A 16,609-nucleotide genomic window follows, 5' to 3' on the forward strand; every position below is an offset into this window, starting at 1 on the left:
GGCCGAGCGCTATCCATCCGCCGGGTTCCGCAAACTCTATGTGCGGCTGCGCCGCGCCGGACATCCCTGGAACCACAAGCGGGTCTGGCGGGTGTATTGCGCGCTCAAGCTCAATCTGCGGCGTCGGCGCAAGCGGCTCCGGGCGCTCCGCCCGCCGCAACCGCTGGTGCAACCGATCCGTCCCAACCTGCAATGGTCGGCCGACTTCATGAGCGATGCGCTGAGCAGCGGCATGAGCTATCGCACCTTCAACCTCATCGATGACTTCAACCGTGAGGCGCTGCGTATCGAGGTCGACGTCTCGCTGACCTCGGCGCGCGTCATCCGCGTACTCGAACAGGTCATCAGCGTCCGGGGGCGCCCCGAGCGTCTGCGTCTCGACAACGGGCCGGAGTTCACCAGCACCGCCTTCCAACGTTGGGCCACCGAACGTGGCATCGCCCTCGACTTCATCAGCCCCGGGAAACCGACCCAGAACGGCTTCATCGAGCGCTTCAACGGCAGCTTCCGCCGCGAGGTCCTCGATGCCTGGCTCTTCAACACCCTCGAGGAGGTTCGCCAACAGGTAGACGACTGGCTCGACGAATACAACCTGCGCCGACCGCACGAGTCGCTCGGCGATCTTTCACCAATCGAGTTTCTTAACCGCCGCGGACATGCCGCAGTGTCTATTTATGGGATGGACCTAAAAAGGGGGAGTTGACAGTTCAAAGCCACTATATCTGCATCAGCTCCAAGAGACGGATGCTCAATCCAAAATGGGCTTCCATCATCTCTGTAAAGCGGAAGCCTAATTTTTTTCCAAGCGCCAATACCCGAGCCAGATTTATGAAAATGAATAACTATATGATCGGGCACACCTAGCGTTGCACTAAGGCATTCTCCGGTTTGTTGGTGTCGACCAGTTACATTATGTCTATTTGTCACGAGAGCACAGTGTGAGCTCCTGTCCTTTGCTACCAAAACAGCCGTACCAGTACTCAACTTCTGGTCGCCAAAGTACATTTCTATGAATAATGACTTCAGCGAAGGAGTCTCAACGCTTAACGGGTACAATTCTTCACCTAATTTCTTTTTTGCTTTTTTGCATGGATTTCCACGCGCCGCCTAACATTTAAATGGACTGAGGCCAGACAGCCTACTGACAGCATGCATGCCTAGCACAATACTAGCCGAACATAATTCAATGAGATTGTATACGATCTCGGGAATCCTGACATCTTAGGAGATGTAACAGGTAATCCAATACTCGCGCAGGTCTTTCAAGCATCGACGTCAGCCCTGAGACACAGGTGTTGAGTTGCCGCTATGCGGCTACGGAGCTGGGGTCTGGGAGCTGAAGGCTGGCGGCTCGCGGACGCCGCGTGGACAATCGGGCGATCGTCCAGCCAAGGAGTTCCGCCCATGTCCGATCCCACCCGCCCCCGTCGCGCCCAGCGGGGCGTTCCCGCCGTGTGGATGCGCGGCGGTACCAGCAAGGGGGTGTTCTTCCACGCCGCCGACCTGCCCGCCGATCCTGCCGAGCGCGACGCTTTGCTGCTGCGCGCACTCGGCAGCCCCGATCCCTACGGCCAGCAGATCGACGGGCTCGGCGGCGCCACCTCGAGCACCAGCAAGGTCGTGCTGATCGCCCCTTCCGAGCGCCCGGACTGCGATGTCGACTACCGTTTCGGCCATGTCTCGATCACCGACCCGGTGATCGACTACAGCGGCAACTGCGGCAACCTCACCGCCGCCGTCGGCCCTTTTGCGATCGAGGAGGGGCTGGTCCGCGCCCAGGAAGGGATGACCGAGGTGCGTATCTGGCAGGCCAATATCGGCAAGCGGATCATCGCCCGGGTGCCGGTGCGCGACGGCGAGCCCGTGGTCGACGGCGATTTCCGGCTCGACGGCGTGCCCTGGCCGGGCGCGGCGGTGGAGCTGAGCTTCCTCGACCCCGGTGGCTCGGCCGAGGCGCCGCTGCTGCCTACCGGTCAGGCGTGCGAGCAGATCGAGGTCCCCGGGGTCGGCGTCCTCGCGGTCAGCCTGATCAACGCCGGAAACCCCACGGTGTTCGTGCGCGCGGCCGATCTCGGGCTCGACGGGCGCGAGCAGCGCGCGACGATCGACGGCGACCCCGCGCTGCTCGACCGGCTCGAACGCATCCGCGCCCACTGCGCGGTACGCATGGGGTTGGGCGAGACACCCGAGGCGGTGAGCCGCGCACGCCCCGCCACCCCCAAGCTCGCCTGGGTCGCGCCCGCCGCCGATTATCGCGACTCGACCGGCGCCAGCGTTCCGGCCACGCGCTGCGACCTGCTCGCCCGCATCCTCTCGATGGGGCGGCTGCACCACGCCTTCACCGGCACCGGCGCGGTGGCGCTGGCGGTCGCCGCCGCCCTCCCCGGCACCCTGGTCAACGCCCTCACCCCCTGGGCCGGCGAGCACGGCGTGCGCCATGTGCGCATCGGTCACCCCGCCGGGGTGCTGGAGGTCGGCGCCGAGGTGGTGCCCGCGGACGCGGGCTGGACGGCGCGCCGCGCGATCATGCGGCGCAGCGCGCGGCGGTTGATGGAGGGCCGGGTGCTGGTGCCCTGGTGAGGGGCCAGGGCCAGTCGGCGGCTGCAGCGGCTCGGTTCGCCGTCGACGGCGGGGCCGGATTCGATCGATCTGCCAGGCGTCGCCCACCGGCGCCAGCGACGGACCGAACTGCTTTCGATGGTTTCGCGCCCGATTGGTTCCGTTGCGTCCACGATCATGCGAGAACCCTTGCGGATACCGGGTCGATTGCGGTGAAATCCATGCCCTGCCGCCAGCGCGCGGCACCCATCTTCGCAACTCCATCACCGAGGTTTGACCATGATCGAGGTTCGCGAGCTCAGTCGCAATTACGGCGAGCTGCAAGCGGTCAGGGAGGTGTCGTTCTCCATCGACCGTGGCGAGATCGTCGGGCTGCTCGGCCACAACGGCGCGGGCAAGACCACCATCATGAAGATGCTGACCGGCTTCCTCGAACCGAGCGCGGGACAGATCCGCGTCGACGGGCTCGACATCGCCGAGCAGCGGCGCGCGATCCAGCGGCGCATCGGCTATCTCCCCGAGAACTGCCCGCTGCCGCCCGAGCTGACGGTGATCGAGGCGCTCGACTACCAGGCCGCGCTGCGCGGCATCGCCACCGCCGAGCGCCCGCGGATGATTCGCCGCGCGATCGAGCGCACCGCGCTCGGCGCCAAGGCGGAGGCGAGCATCGCCACCCTCTCGCGCGGCTATCGCCAGCGTCTCGGCGTCGCCCAGGCGATCCTCCACGAGCCGGGCATCCTCATCCTCGACGAGCCCACCAACGGGCTCGATCCGGCGCAGATCCAGCACATGCGCGATCTGGTGCGCGAACTCGCCCGCGAGGCGACGGTGATCCTCTCGACCCACATCCTCCAGGAGGTCGAGGCGGTCTGTCATCGGGTGCTGATCATGCACGGTGGCCGGCTCGCGCTCGACCGGCCGCTGGCCGGCATCGGCGGCGCGCCCCGTCTGATGGTCACCCTCGACCGGGGCCCCGACGAGGCGCGTCCGGCGCTCGTCGAGCTGGCCGGGGTCGAGGCGGTCGAGCACCTCGGCGGCGCCGACGGACGCCATCGCTACGCCCTTACCACTGCCGATCCCGACGCCACCGCGCCGAGCGTCGCCGCCGCCATCACCGCACGCGACTGGCCGCTCCACGCGCTCGCCCCCGAGCGTCACGATCTCGAGGCGCTGTTCGGCGCCGTCACCCAGCGGCCCGTGGAGGTGCATCATGGCTGAGACCCTGCGCGTGGCCCGCCGCGAGCTGGCGGCCTTCTTCGGCTCGCCGGTGGCCTATCTCTTCATCGGCGGCTTCCTCGCCGTCTGTCTGTTCGTCTTCTTCTGGGTCGATGCCTTCTTCGCCCGCAACATCGCCGACGTGCGACCGCTGTTCGAGTGGATGCCGATCCTGCTGATCTTCCTCAGCGCCGCGCTGACCATGCGGCTGTGGAGCGAGGAGCGCCGCGCCGGCACCCTCGAAACCCTGCTCACCCTGCCGGTGCCGCTCTACCGGCTGGTGCTCGGCAAATTCCTCGCCGCGCTCGCGCTGGTCGCCGTGGCCCTGGCGCTGACCCTGCCGCTGCCGCTCACCGTCGCGCAGCTCGGCCCGCTCGACTGGGGCCCGGTGTTCGGCGCCTATCTCGCCACCCTGCTGCTGGCGGCGGCTTATCTGGCGATCGGGCTGTTCGTCTCGGCGCGCACCGACAACCCGATCGTCGCGCTGATCGGCGCGACCCTGATCTGCGCCCTCTTCTATCTGATCGGCGCCGAGACCCTGACCGGGTTGTTCGGCCACGGCGGCGGCGAGCTGCTGCGCCTGCTCGGCACCGGGGCGCGCTTCGACTCCATCACCCGCGGGGTGATCGACCTGCGCGACCTCGCCTATTACCTGAGCATCGTCGGCGTCTTCCTCGCCCTCACCGTCCACAGCCTGGAGCGGCTGCGCTGGGCCGAGGACGAGGCCAACCCGCGTCATCACCGGCGCTGGCGGCTGGTCACTATGCTGGTGGTGGCCAACCTGGTGGCCGCCAACCTGTGGCTCAACGCCATCGGCAACGCCCGCGTCGACCTCACCGAGGGGCGGATCTACTCGATCTCCGAGCCCACCCGCAACTATCTCGCCCAGCTCCAGGAGCCGTTGCTGATCCGCGGCTACTTCAGCGCCGAGACCCATCCGCTGCTCGCCCCGCTGGTGCCGCAGCTGCGCGACCTGCTGCGCGAGATCGAGATCGCCGGCGGCGATCGGGTGCGGGTCGAGTTCGTCGATCCCAAGGACCACCCCGATCTCGAACGCGAGGCCGGCGAGCGTTACGGCATCCACCCGGTCGCCTTCCAGAGCGCCGATCGCTACCAGACCTCGGTGGTCAACTCCTACTTCGACCTGCTGGTGCAGTACGGCGATCAGTACCAGACGCTCGGCTTCCAGGACCTGATCGAGGTGAAGGTACGCGGCGAGTCCGACCTGGAGGTGCGGCTGCGCAACCCCGAGTACGACATCGCCCGCACCATCAAGAAGGTGCTCTACGGCTATCGCGGCGGCGCCGACGTGTTCGCCGGGCTGACCACGCCGGTGACGCTCGAGGCCTTCGTCTCCGCCCCAGAGCGCCTGCCCGAACCGCTGCCGGCGCTGCGCGATGATCTGGAATCGGTGCTCGCCGAGTTCGCCGCGCGCGCCGACGGGCGCTTCGACTACCGCATCAGCGACCCGGACGCCGGCGACGGCGCCCTGGCCGAGCGTATCGCCAGCGAGTACGGCTTCGAGCCGCTGGTGGTCAGCCTGCTCGACCCGACGCCCTTCTACTTCTACATGATCGTGCGCGCCGGCGAGCAGGTGATCCCGGTGCCGCTGCCCGAGTCGCTCGACCGCGCCGGGCTCGACCGCACCATCACCGCCGCGGTCAAGCGCTTCGCCCCGGGGATGCTGCGCACCCTGGCGCTCTACACCCCGCAGCAAGGCCCCAACCGCTTCGGCATGCCCGGTGCCGGCGGCCCCGGCTACAGCCTGCTGCGCGAGCGGTTGCGCGAGGGCTTCAACCTGGTCGACACCGACCTCGGTAGCGGCCAGGTCCCCGAGACCACCGACCTGCTGCTGGTGATCGCCCCCGAGTCGCTCGATGAGCGCCAGCGTTTCGCCATTGACCAGTTCCTGATGCAGGGCGGCACGGTGATCCTCGCCGCCTCGCGCTTCGACGTCGATCTCGGCGGCGGCTCGATCGGCGCCCGGCGCATCGACACCGGGCTGGAGGACTGGCTCGCCCACCACGGCATCACCCTGGAGCCGAGCCTGGTGCTCGACCCGCGCAACACCCCCTTCCCGATCCCGGTGCAACGCGACATCGGCGGCTTCCTGGTCGAGGAGATCCAGACCCTCGACTATCCCTACTTCCCCGACGTGCGCGACGACGGGCTCGATGCCGACTCCGGCATCACCGCCAACCTCGGCTGGATCACCATGAACTGGACCTCGCCGATCACCCTCGATGCCGAGGCCGCTACCGGGCGGCGGGTGACGCGACTGCTGGAGAGTTCGGATCGGGCCTGGAGCAGCGACTCGGAGGAGATGCAGCCGGACTTCGACGCCCACGGCGCGCTCGGCTTCGCCCGCGGCGATGACCGGGGCCGCAAGCTCCTCGCCGTCGCCCTCGAGGGTCGCTTCGACTCGCCCTTCGCCGGTCGGCCCTCGCCGCTGCTCGAAGGCAGCGACGACGACGCGGCGGCCGACGAGGCCGAGACCGAGGACGCCGCGCCGGTGATCTCGGGCGTGGTCGACAGCTCGCCGGCCTCGGCGCGGCTGATCCTGATCGGCTCGTCGAGCTTCCTCACCGACACCGCCATCGGGCTCGCCACCGACGCCACCCAGACCCACTACCTCAAGCCGGTCGAGCTGATCCAGAACGCGGTCGAGTGGTCGCTGGAGGACCGGGGGCTGCTCGCGCTGCGCGGTCGCGGTCAGTTCAGCCGCACCCTGGCGCCGCTCGACCAGCAGGCACGGGTGTTCTGGGAGGCCATCAACTATCTCGCCGCCCTCGCCGGGTTGGCACTGGTCTATTGGCTGCATCGGATGGCCCGGCGGCGGCGCGCCCGCGCCGCGGCGGCCATCCTCGCCAGCGGAGGTGAAGCACGATGACAACGGCCATCGACATGCGTTGGCGCGCCGATCTGCGCGCGCCCGTGGTGCTCGCGCTGGGCGCGTTCCTAGCGCTGCAACTGCTCCTCGCCCTGATCCTCGGGCTCGGCGGCGCCGGGGTCGGCACCCCCGCCCCGAGCGGCGCCGCGCTCTTCGACCTCGACCCCGAGACGGTCGCGCGGGTGACCATCGCAGGCCCCGACGACAGCGAGCCGCTGGTGCTCGAACGCGGCGAGGACGGCTGGACCCTCGCCAGCCTCGGCGGCGTGCCGGTGCGCGAGGGTCAGGTCGCGCGCCTGCTCGACACCCTGGGCGCACTACGCCGCACCCCGCCGATCGCCACCAGCGACGCGGCCCTGGCGCGTTTCCGCGTCGCCGACGACGCCTTCGAGCGGCGGCTGGTGCTCGCCGATCAGGCTGGCGAGCCGCTCGCCACACTCTATGCCGGCGACTCGCCCGGCTACCGTCGGCTGTTCGCCCGCCCCGCCGGGGAGACGGCGGTGCTCGACCTGCCGCTCGCCCTCGCCGATCTCTCCAACCGCGCCGAGGATTGGATCGACACCGGGCTGCTGCGCGTCGAGCCGGAGCAGATCACCGCCATCGCCGGTGACGGCTGGCGGGTCGCGCGCGACGGCGAGGGCTGGCAACTGGAGGGCGCGACCGAGGGCCGCAGCGCTGACCAGCACGCCATCGACACCCTGGTGCGCAGCGTCGCCAACCTCGGCTACCGCACCCTGCTCGATGCCGGGGCCGAGTCCGCGCACGGGCTCGACCAGCCGGTGCTCGAACTCGACCTCAGCCTGGAGACGGGCACGCGTCACTACCGCATCGGCGCACTCGACGACGGCGACTATGCGCTACAGAGCGACCACCTGCCCCATGTCTTCCGGCTCTCCCGCTACGACCTCGGCGAGCTGCTCGACCTGGAGGCCGATGACCTGACGGTCGCGCCGGAAGCGCCAGCACCGGCGACGGAGCCCGAGAGCCCGGCAGCGCCGGACAGCGCGCCGCCAGAGACGCCCGCCGAGACGATCTCGACCGAGCCCGCTTCCTCTCCCGCGCAGCCGGACTGATTCGGTCGGCGGTCTCGGGCTCCCCGTCCATCCAGCGTTCGATCGCCGACTCGGCAGCGTTGGTGGACGGGGGGCCAGCCGCCAGCCGGAGAGATTAAACCGCCAAGATACCGTCTTCCCGTCAATCGCCGATCATGCACACCAGCCTCCCCGACTGGAGGCTGGAAGCTGATCGCTGGAAGCTGGACGAGACGTAGGATGGGATGAATGACCGGGCGCAGACGCCGATCATCGGCATCGGGCCGGTCGGTCACTCACCCCATCGACTCACGCGAGAGCGCCATCCATCCTGCGGCGCGCCGCGCCTCGGCCAACCAGCGAGCTGGCCGATCGCTCTTTTTCCCTGCCCGAGTCAGGCCCACAAGCACCGGGGCACCATCCACCGCCCCCGCTCGTCACACCGGCAAACCCTTCGGGTCGCTCGCCCCGAACGAGCGACTTGCGAACGAGTCTTTTACACCCAAAGTGTAAAATCCAACAGCAACCGACCTCGACCGCCATTCCGCCGACCGACCCCGAAGGGCGACGCCCCAAGCCCCGGCGATGGCAACACCTCCCCGAGCGGGTTCGACGTCCGACTCGCTCACTCGACTGATGACGCGACATCGGGCACTGCCCCGGGGTCGCGTGACGGATCCCGGGCGGGCGTTCGTCCCTCGTCCGGCGCACGCGCGCGCAACGCAAGACCAACCAGAGGAGATTGCAGATGGCTCGATCGCAACATCCGAGGTCGTATCGCACGCATCCGAGGGGACGCCATCGGCGCGGCGCCCTGGGGCTGGGGCTGACGGCGCTGCTCGCGGTCTCGACCGCGGGCGCCGCCGAGCCGCCCAACATCCTGGTGATCTGGGGCGACGACATCGGTCAGTCGAACATCAGCGCCTACACCCACGGACTGGTCGGCTACCAGACGCCCAACATCGACCGCATCGCCGACGAGGGCCTGACCTTCACCGACTACTACGGCGAGCAGTCCTGCACCGCCGGGCGCTCGTCGTTCATCACCGGCCAGAGCGTGTTCCGCACCGGGCTCTCGAAGGTCGGGCTGCCGGGGGCCGAGGAAGGCATGCACGAGGCCGACCCGACCATCGCCGGGCTGCTCAAGGCGCAGGGTTACGCCACCGGCCAGTTCGGCAAGAACCACCTCGGCGACCGCGACGAGCACCTGCCGACCAACCACGGCTTCGACGAGTTCCTCGGCAATCTCTACCACCTCAACGCCGAGGAGGAGCCGGAGAACCTCGACTATCCCAAGGACCCGGCCTTTCGCGAGCGCTTCGGGCCACGCGGCGTGATCCACGCCTGGGCCCTGCCCGACGGCACCCAGAAGATCGAGGACACCGGCCCGCTGACCAAGGCGCGGATGGAGACCATCGACGACGAGACCGTCGCCCGCGCGCTCGGCTTCATCGAGGAGCAGACCAAGGCGGGCAAGCCCTGGTTCGTGTGGTGGAACGGCACCCGCATGCACTTTCGCACCCACGTCAAGGACGAGCTGCGCGGGATCTCCGGGCAGGACGAGTACGCCGACGGCATGGTCGAGCACGACATGCACGTCGGCCAGCTGCTCGACAAGCTCGACGAACTGGGCATCGCCGACAACACCCTGGTGTTCTACTCCACCGACAACGGCCCGCACTACAACACCTGGCCGGACGCGGCGGCGACCCCCTTCCGCGGCGAGAAGAACACCAACTGGGAGGGCGGCTGGCGGGTGCCGGCGATGGTGCGCTGGCCGGGCCGGATCGAGCCCGGAACCTGGAGCAACGCCATCGTCCATCACATGGACTGGCTGCCGACGCTGCTCGCGATCGCCGGCGAGCCCGGCATCAAGGAGCAGCTGCTCGAGGGCTATCAGGCGATCGGGCGCGACTACCGGGTCCATCTCGACGGCTACGACATCCTGCCGCTGCTCACCGGCGAGACCGCGGACACGCCGCGCCACGAGATCTTCTACTTCTCCGACGACGGCGACCTGACCGCGCTGCGCTACGACGACTGGAAGATCCTCTTCATGGAGCAGAAGAGCCCGGGCACGCTGCGGGTGTGGATGGAGCCCTTCGTGCCGCTGCGGGTGCCGCTGATCGAGAACCTGCGGCGTGATCCGTACGAGCGCGCGACCATCACCTCCAACACCTATCACGACTGGCAGCTCGACCGCGCCTTCCTGCTGGTGCCGGCACAGGCCTATGTGGCGAACTTCCTGGAGACCTTCCAGGAGTTCCCGCCACGCCAGGAGGCGGCGAGCTTCAGTCTCGACAAGGTGATGGAGACCATGCTGACCCCGGGCGCACACTAGGCGTCGCACCGGCGCGCGGGGACCGAGGCGTCCCCGCGCGCCGATCCCTCTCGACCCGAGGAGCCACGGATGTCCCCAAGTCGTCCCCGGATCACCACCGCCCTGCTGGCCGGCTGCGTCCTCGCCAGCGCCTCCAGCACCGCCGAGGAGACCCACTACCGCGCCAGCCTCTATCTCTGGGGCGCCGGCATCGAGGGCGAGACCGCCCGCGGCGCCGATCTCGACGTCGGTTTCGACACCCTGATCCGCAACCTCGATCTCGCCTTCATGGGCGCTCTGGAGGCCAGACGCGGCTCCTGGACACTGATCGGCGACGTCGTCTATCTCAACGTCAGCGCCGAGGGTGGCGCGACCCTGCCGATCGGCGACGGCCCTCGGGTCGATGCCAAACTCGGCACCAAGGGCTGGATCCTCGACCTGAGCGGCGCATACCGGCTGGTCGAGCGCGAGCGCCTTCAGCTCGACCTGCTCGCCGGGGTGCGGCGGCTCGATCTGGAGATCGACTTCTCGAACACGATTCCCGGAACCCGCGAGCGCCGCGCCTCGCAGGGCGCCTGGGACCTGATCGGCGGGTTGCGCGGACGGATCGTGCTCGATCAGCGCTGGTCACTGCCCTGGCGGGTCGATCTCGGCGCCGGCCAGTCGGACCTCGCCTGGCAGGCGCTCGGCGGGATCAGCTATCGCCGCGAGGCGCTCGCCGTCTCGCTGCTCTATCGCCATCTCGCCTGGTCGTTCGACGACGACGAGCGGCTCGACCACATCCGCTTCAGCGGTCCGATGCTCGCCGCGAGCTGGCACTTCTGACCCGACACCACACAGGAAGGATCCCCACCATGCGTCCGCGCCTACTGCTCGTCTGCCTGCTCCTGCCCACGCTCGCGCTCGCCGACCCGCTGCCCTCGTGGCGAACGGGCGCGCTCAAGACCTCGATAATCGGGTTCGTCGATGCCGTCACCACCCCGGGAGCGGATTTCGTCCCCGCCGAGGCGCGCATCGCGGTCTTCGACAACGACGGCACCCTGTGGGTCGAGCAACCGGTCTACACCCAGCTGGTGTTCGCCGCCGACCGGGTGCGGGCACTCGCCCCGTCACACCCGCAGTGGTCGACCCAGCCGCCCTTCGACGCGGTCCTCGCGGACGATCTCGACGCACTCGCCGAGGCAGGGCACCACGCCATCCTCGAGCTGATCGCCGCCACCCACACCGGGCTGTCCAGCGCCGATTTCGCCGCACTGGTGAGCGCCTGGATCGCCGAGGCGCACCACCCGCGCTTCGACCGGCGCTACACCGACCTCGTCTACCAACCGATGCTGGAGCTGCTCGCCTATCTGCGCGCCGAAGGCTTCAAGACCTTCATCGTCTCCGGCGGCGGCATCGACTTCATGCGCCCCTGGACCGAAGCGGTCTACGGCATCCCGCCCGAGCAGGTGATCGGCTCGCAGATCGAGCTGGTCTACGAGATCGGCGACGACGGCCAGCCCCGGTTGATGCGCCGACCCGAGATCGGCTTCGTCGACGACAAGGCCGGCAAGCCGGTCGGCATCGCCCGTCACATCGGTCGCCGCCCGATCCTCGCCGTCGGCAACTCCGACGGCGACTACCAGATGCTCGACTGGACCACCAGCGGCGACGGTCCCCGGCTCGGCCTGCTGATCCACCACGACGACCCCGAACGCGAATACGCCTATGACCGCGACAGCGCCATCGGTCGGCTCGACCAGGCGCTCGACGACGCCGAGGGCAAGGGCTGGCGACTGGTGTCGATGCGTGAGGACTGGCTGCGGGTGTTCCCGGCGGCGCCGAGCACGCCGCGCTGATGTCGCCGACGCGCGCGCTCGCGCTGTTCGTCGTGCTGCTCGCGCCGACGGCGAGCCCGGCGCACTCGCCCGGGCATGTCGGCGTCGCCGTCTGCGCCGAGTGCCACCCCGCCGAGACCGCGCGCTGGCGCGGCTCGCACCACGATCTGGCGATGACCGAGGCGAGCGAGCAGACGGTGCTCGGCGACTTCGCCGACGCCCGCATCGAGGCGCACGGCGTCACCAGCCGCTTCTTCCGTCGCGATGGCGGCTTCTACGTCGACACCGAGGGGCCGGACGGCGCGATCCACACCTATCGCATCGACTACACCTTCGGCTGGTGGCCGCTGCAGCAATACCTCATCGCCTTCCCCGGCGGTCGTCTCCAGCCCCTCGGCATCGCCTGGGACGCGCGCGCGCCAGAGGACGGCGGCCAGCGCTGGTTCCATCTCTACCCCGACACCCCGCTCACCCCCGAGCACCCGCTGCACTGGACCAGCCGCGACCAGACCTGGAACCACCAGTGCGCCGAGTGTCACTCGACCGGCCTGCGCAAGGGCTACGACCTCGCCGAGGACCACTACCACACCACCTGGTCGGAGATCGACGTCGCCTGCGAGGCCTGTCACGGCGCGGGCGCGACACACGTCGCCGAGGCCCGCGCGGTCGCCGCCGGGCCCGGCCAGTGGAGCGCGACCAAGGGGCTACACGTCGACCTCCGCGACCGCGACGGCGGGCACTGGGTGATCGACCCCGAGCACGGCCTGCCCAGACGCACGGTGGCGCGCACCGCGCAGCACGAACTCGACACCTGCGCCCGCTGTCACGCCCGGCGCGGGCTGATCCACGAGGACCCGACGCCCGGCCAGCCGCTCGGCCAGACCCACCGTCTCGCCCTGCTCGAACCCGGGCGCTACCACCCCGACGGGCAGATCCTCGACGAGGTCTTCGTCCACGGCTCCTTCATCCAGAGCCGCATGTACCGGCACGGCGTGACCTGCAGCGACTGTCACGACCCGCACGACCTCCAGCCACGCGCGCCGGGCAATGCGGTCTGCGCCCGCTGCCACACGGCGACGCGCTACGACGCCCCGGCGCACCATCATCACCCCGCAGGCTCCAGCGGCGCGGCCTGCGTCGCCTGTCACATGCCGCAGCGCCGCTACATGGTGATCGACGAACGCGCCGACCACAGCCTGCGCATCCCCCGCCCCGACCTCAGCCGCACCCTCGGCACCCCCAACGCCTGCAACCAGTGTCATCAGGACCGCGATCCGGCCTGGGCCGAGGCGGCGCTAACGCGCTGGTACGGCACGCGGCCCGAGCGAGCGTCCCACTTCGGCGAGGTCCTCCACGCCGGTCGCCACGACCCGCGCGCAGCCGAGCCGCGCCTGCTCCGGATCGCCGCCGACCGCGACCAACCGGCGATCGCCCGGGCCAGCGCGCTCGACCTGCTGCGCGGCGCACCCGATCCACGGCGCGAGCTGACCCTGCGCCGCCTGCTCGACGACCCCGCCCCCCTGGTGCGCGCAGCAGCGCTGGACGCACTCGCCGGCGCCGATACCGCGACCCTGCGCGCCCTGGCGCTGCCCCGGCTCGACGACCCGGTGCGCGCGGTGCGCATGATCGCCGCGCGCCGCGTCGCGCCGCTCGCCGCCACGCCCCGCGACGCCGCCGAGGCACAACGGCTGGAACAGGCGCTCGACGACTATCGCGCCACCCAACTGGCCACCGCCGAGCGACCCGAGTCACACCTCAACATCGGCCTGCTCGAACTCGACGCCCGCCGCCCCGAGGCCGCCGAACGCGCCTATCGCACCGCGCTCCGGCTCGATCCCGGGTTCGTCCCAGGTTATGTCAACTTGGCCGACCTCCAGCGCGCACTCGGTCGGGACGCAGAGGCCGAGCGCACCCTCCGCCAGGGGCTCGCCCAACGCCCCGAGGCCGCCACCCTGCACCACGCGCTCGGCCTCGCGCTGATCCGCCAACAGCGCTGGCCCGCCGCGGTCGAGGCACTCGGCCACGCCGCCCGCCTCGCCCCCGACAACGCACGCCATGCCTATGTCCTCGGGCTCGCCCAGGCCCGCGCCGGCGAGCCAGAGACCGCGCTCGCCACCCTGCGCGCCGCCCAGCGTCGTCACCCGAAGGATCGCGACCTGCTGGTCGCCATCGTCGACCTCGCCCGCCGTCACGGCGAGCAGCAACTGGCGCTCGACTATGCGACCAAGCTGCAGCGGCTCGGGCCGCCCTGAGCCGAGCCGTACACACAGGGCTTCCACTGCACCAAAAGGGTGGTATAGACTCGGGTGGAAGCCACCTCCAGGGCCCGCGAAGATCGCCGGACCGCGTCGGTCAGCAACCTGGGCGTGCAAGGACCGAAGCGCCGTGGACGCCGAGAACACCCACCAGGTCTTCGACTGGCTCTGGACCTCAAGCCAGCTCTCCGAGGCCGACATCGCCGCCCTGCCCCGGCTGGGCGTCGACACCGTCATCAACCTCGCCCCACCCACCGCCCACAACGCCCTCCCCGGCGAGGCCGAACGCATCACCGCGCTCGGGCTGAGCTACATCCAGATCCCCGTCGACTGGGAACAGCCGCAGGTCTCCAACTACCAGACCTTCTCCGTCTTGCTGCGCGCGTTGCAGCGAGAGGGCCGACGCGTCTGGGTGCACTGCGCGCGGAACATGCGGGTGAGTGCGTTTGTTTATCTGTATCGGCGGATTGAGTTGGGAGAGGCTGAGGAGGTGGCGCGGTTTCCGATGCGGGAGGTTTGGGTGGAGGATGGGGTTTGGGGGGAGTTTATGGCGCTCTGCATGGAAGGCGTTGACTGACGCACTTCAAGTGCTTGAAACGAATACCCAAAAGGACCACAGCTCGTCTCACTCCAGCTCCAGGATCACTCCGTAGGGGGTGATGTCTTTTTAGCGCGACCTGAAGAGGAACCTTCTTGAAATTCTCGTTCACGTAGTTCTGCAGCCAAGCCTTGGAGACCTTCACCGCACGGGCAATTCCGGGCAGGGAGATTTTTCCAGCACCAATCGATCGATCAGTTCGCGGTTTTCCTGAGAAACCGGTCCCTTGGCAGGATGGAGCATGAACTGGCGACCGCAATCTTGACACTTGTACAACTGCTTATGAAGCCGGTTGAATCCATTTTTAGTCACATGATTGGAGTGACATTGCGGGCATGTCAGATACATCTTCTTCATCCTTAAAAAAAGAGATTCTGATTTTATCGAACCCTATCGTTTAGGGCACTACCGGTTTTCGTACAAAATGTAGTGCCATATTATAACTCTTAGGAAGAGAAGATGAGACACGACCACACGTCATGGTTAATTCACTTTGTTCGGGATAGAAATCCAGAACAGGACTTCCCGGAAGAAATAGAAGAGGAGTTTGATTATTTTTCTGGCGGCGAGTTAGAGCCCGATGCAGATGCATTTTCTGTCTTAAAAACAATAATTCGTCTTGGTGGCTTATACCCCGGATATTCTTTCAGATCTGGCCGAACAACCATATATGGCGGAAAACCTGCGATCTGTGTTACTGAAATGCCTCTTTACTCTTTTGCCACATATGCGAAAGAAAGAGGGAAAACTGATTGTGTGTCGGCGTACGGTATAGCGTTCTTAAAAAGTGAATTTTTTTCAGCTGGAGGTCGCCCTGTAATATATGGATTATCCAACTCTAATGTTAAATATATTAAAAATGAGCCATATTGCAGAATATTTGAAGAAACAATTTTGCCTTTAGAAGAGCAATATAGATATGTTGCTTATAGCCTCTCCAGTAAAAGATGGATCGACTGGAGCCATGAACGTGAATGGCGATGGAAAGTAAATAATAAAGATGGAGACTATGTATGGGGAAAGAGAGGAGATGGTTGTTATGACGCCATACCTGGATTGCCATTATTTGTTGGCAAAGAAAATGAGGGCTATTTTTCCAGATTATGCGTTATCGTCTGGACAAATGAAGAAGCAAAATTAATACAGGATCTAATCACGGGATTTTACTTCGCTGAATCAAACGATTACGGAACGCCGTTTTCAAAGAAGCTAATTGAAAATTCATTTATCGTCGTTTTGGAAAATGTAGTTTCTCAGGTAGAGGTTAATGGTAGCTTATCCTCACAAACTATTGAGGGGCTTCAAGATATAGATTTAATAACAACAATCATACTCGCAGACACACCCAAAAATGTGCAAGAGATTATCGATCAAGCTATTAAAAAGGCTAGGGTCGCCGGTAAAGCTGCTGCTGAAGAGTACAAGGCAAGTCACGATATTTCAGGTGGATATTGTGGATTCGCCAATGCGGTGACTTATGACATCACAAATCCACTAGTTCAATATATGCTGAACGAGGGTATTGCTTCAGGCCCATACGATGGCTGCGTTCATATTAATATAAAAAGTGATTGGGAGTTTTCGCAATCACTGGATTATAAAGAATATATATATGATGCTGTTGCCAACGCGCTTGAACAAGAGTTGGGTTTTAGTGTTTATATGCAGAGTCGTTCTGATTAAAGGCGAGTTACGATGATCGAGGTCGGCAAATTGGAGAAAGGGACACCCAGAGCGCCGGGAAAAGCCGGCAAGAGATTTGGAGGTGAAAGCCTTCTCCCCGGAAAGGTGTCGTAGGTAAAGAGGACACCCACTTATCAGCTTGAAGTCGCTCTTCCCCCTCCCGACTCTGGCTGCTAGAGTCGGGACGCGACCGGTCGCGAAGCCGACGGATCGCGGGCCTTGCGGCCCACGGCTGTCGCCC

General features: G+C 66.5%; 12 protein-coding genes. 11 read left to right on the plus strand and 1 reads right to left on the minus strand.

Annotated elements, in window-relative coordinates:
* The 10 genes from EBL85_RS05805 to EBL85_RS05855 form a co-directional block, all read left to right on the plus strand.
* Nucleotides 1-703: IS3 family transposase (locus tag EBL85_RS05805; protein ID WP_123142387.1), on the plus strand; the 703-nt coding region annotated here is incomplete at its 5' end.
* A 701-nt stretch (nt 704-1,404) separates the two neighbouring features.
* Nucleotides 1,405-2,580: a 2-methylaconitate cis-trans isomerase PrpF gene (prpF, locus tag EBL85_RS05815; RefSeq protein ID WP_123142388.1), complete on the plus strand. Its 1,176-nt coding sequence runs from the start codon at nt 1,405-1,407 to the stop codon at nt 2,578-2,580.
* Between the two features lie 258 nt (nt 2,581-2,838).
* Nucleotides 2,839-3,777: an ABC transporter ATP-binding protein gene (locus EBL85_RS05820; RefSeq protein ID WP_123142389.1), complete on the plus strand. Its 939-nt coding sequence runs from the start codon at nt 2,839-2,841 to the stop codon at nt 3,775-3,777.
* Nucleotides 3,770-6,664, plus strand: coding sequence for a Gldg family protein (locus tag EBL85_RS05825; RefSeq protein ID WP_123142390.1), 2,895 nt, complete (start codon nt 3,770-3,772; stop codon nt 6,662-6,664). The genes EBL85_RS05820 and EBL85_RS05825 overlap by 8 nt, the downstream gene beginning before the upstream one ends.
* The gene (locus EBL85_RS05830; RefSeq protein ID WP_123142391.1) at nt 6,661-7,737 is read left to right on the plus strand and encodes a DUF4340 domain-containing protein; all 1,077 of its coding nucleotides are present in this window, start codon (nt 6,661-6,663) and stop codon (nt 7,735-7,737) included. Before EBL85_RS05825 ends, EBL85_RS05830 begins: the two co-directional genes overlap by 4 nt.
* Nucleotides 7,738-8,443: 706 nt before the next feature.
* Complete coding sequence (locus tag EBL85_RS05835; RefSeq protein ID WP_190288045.1) at nt 8,444-10,036, plus strand: arylsulfatase; 1,593 nt, start codon at nt 8,444-8,446, stop codon at nt 10,034-10,036.
* A 69-nt stretch (nt 10,037-10,105) separates the two neighbouring features.
* The gene (locus EBL85_RS05840) at nt 10,106-10,840 is read left to right on the plus strand and encodes a hypothetical protein (RefSeq protein WP_123142392.1); all 735 of its coding nucleotides are present in this window, start codon (nt 10,106-10,108) and stop codon (nt 10,838-10,840) included.
* Between the two features lie 29 nt (nt 10,841-10,869).
* Entirely contained in the window at nt 10,870-11,853 is a 984-nt protein-coding gene (locus tag EBL85_RS05845) for an HAD family phosphatase (RefSeq protein ID WP_123142393.1), read from the plus strand.
* Complete coding sequence (locus EBL85_RS05850; RefSeq protein WP_123142394.1) at nt 11,853-14,084, plus strand: tetratricopeptide repeat protein; 2,232 nt, start codon at nt 11,853-11,855, stop codon at nt 14,082-14,084. Before EBL85_RS05845 ends, EBL85_RS05850 begins: the two co-directional genes overlap by 1 nt.
* A 133-nt stretch (nt 14,085-14,217) precedes the next feature.
* Nucleotides 14,218-14,664 carry a protein tyrosine phosphatase family protein gene (locus EBL85_RS05855; protein ID WP_123142395.1) on the plus strand — a complete coding sequence of 149 codons (447 nt, stop codon included), beginning with the start codon at nt 14,218-14,220 and terminating at the stop codon, nt 14,662-14,664.
* A gap of 162 nt (nt 14,665-14,826) precedes the next feature.
* Here the strand turns inward: EBL85_RS05855 and EBL85_RS17050 are convergent, their stop codons facing one another.
* Entirely contained in the window at nt 14,827-15,033 is a 207-nt protein-coding gene (locus EBL85_RS17050) for an IS1 family transposase (RefSeq protein WP_148040517.1), read from the minus strand.
* A 111-nt stretch (nt 15,034-15,144) separates the two neighbouring features.
* On the opposite strand from EBL85_RS17050, the gene EBL85_RS17055 reads away from it, so the two are divergent.
* Nucleotides 15,145-16,368 (plus strand): hypothetical protein, encoded by a 1,224-nt coding sequence (locus EBL85_RS17055; RefSeq protein WP_148040518.1) that lies wholly within the window; start codon nt 15,145-15,147, stop codon nt 16,366-16,368.
* Nucleotides 16,369-16,609: the final 241 nt, after the last annotated feature.

The sequence above is a fragment of the Marichromatium sp. AB32 genome (genome assembly GCF_003718675.1).
GTDB classification, from domain to species: domain Bacteria; phylum Pseudomonadota; class Gammaproteobacteria; order Chromatiales; family Chromatiaceae; genus Marichromatium; species Marichromatium gracile.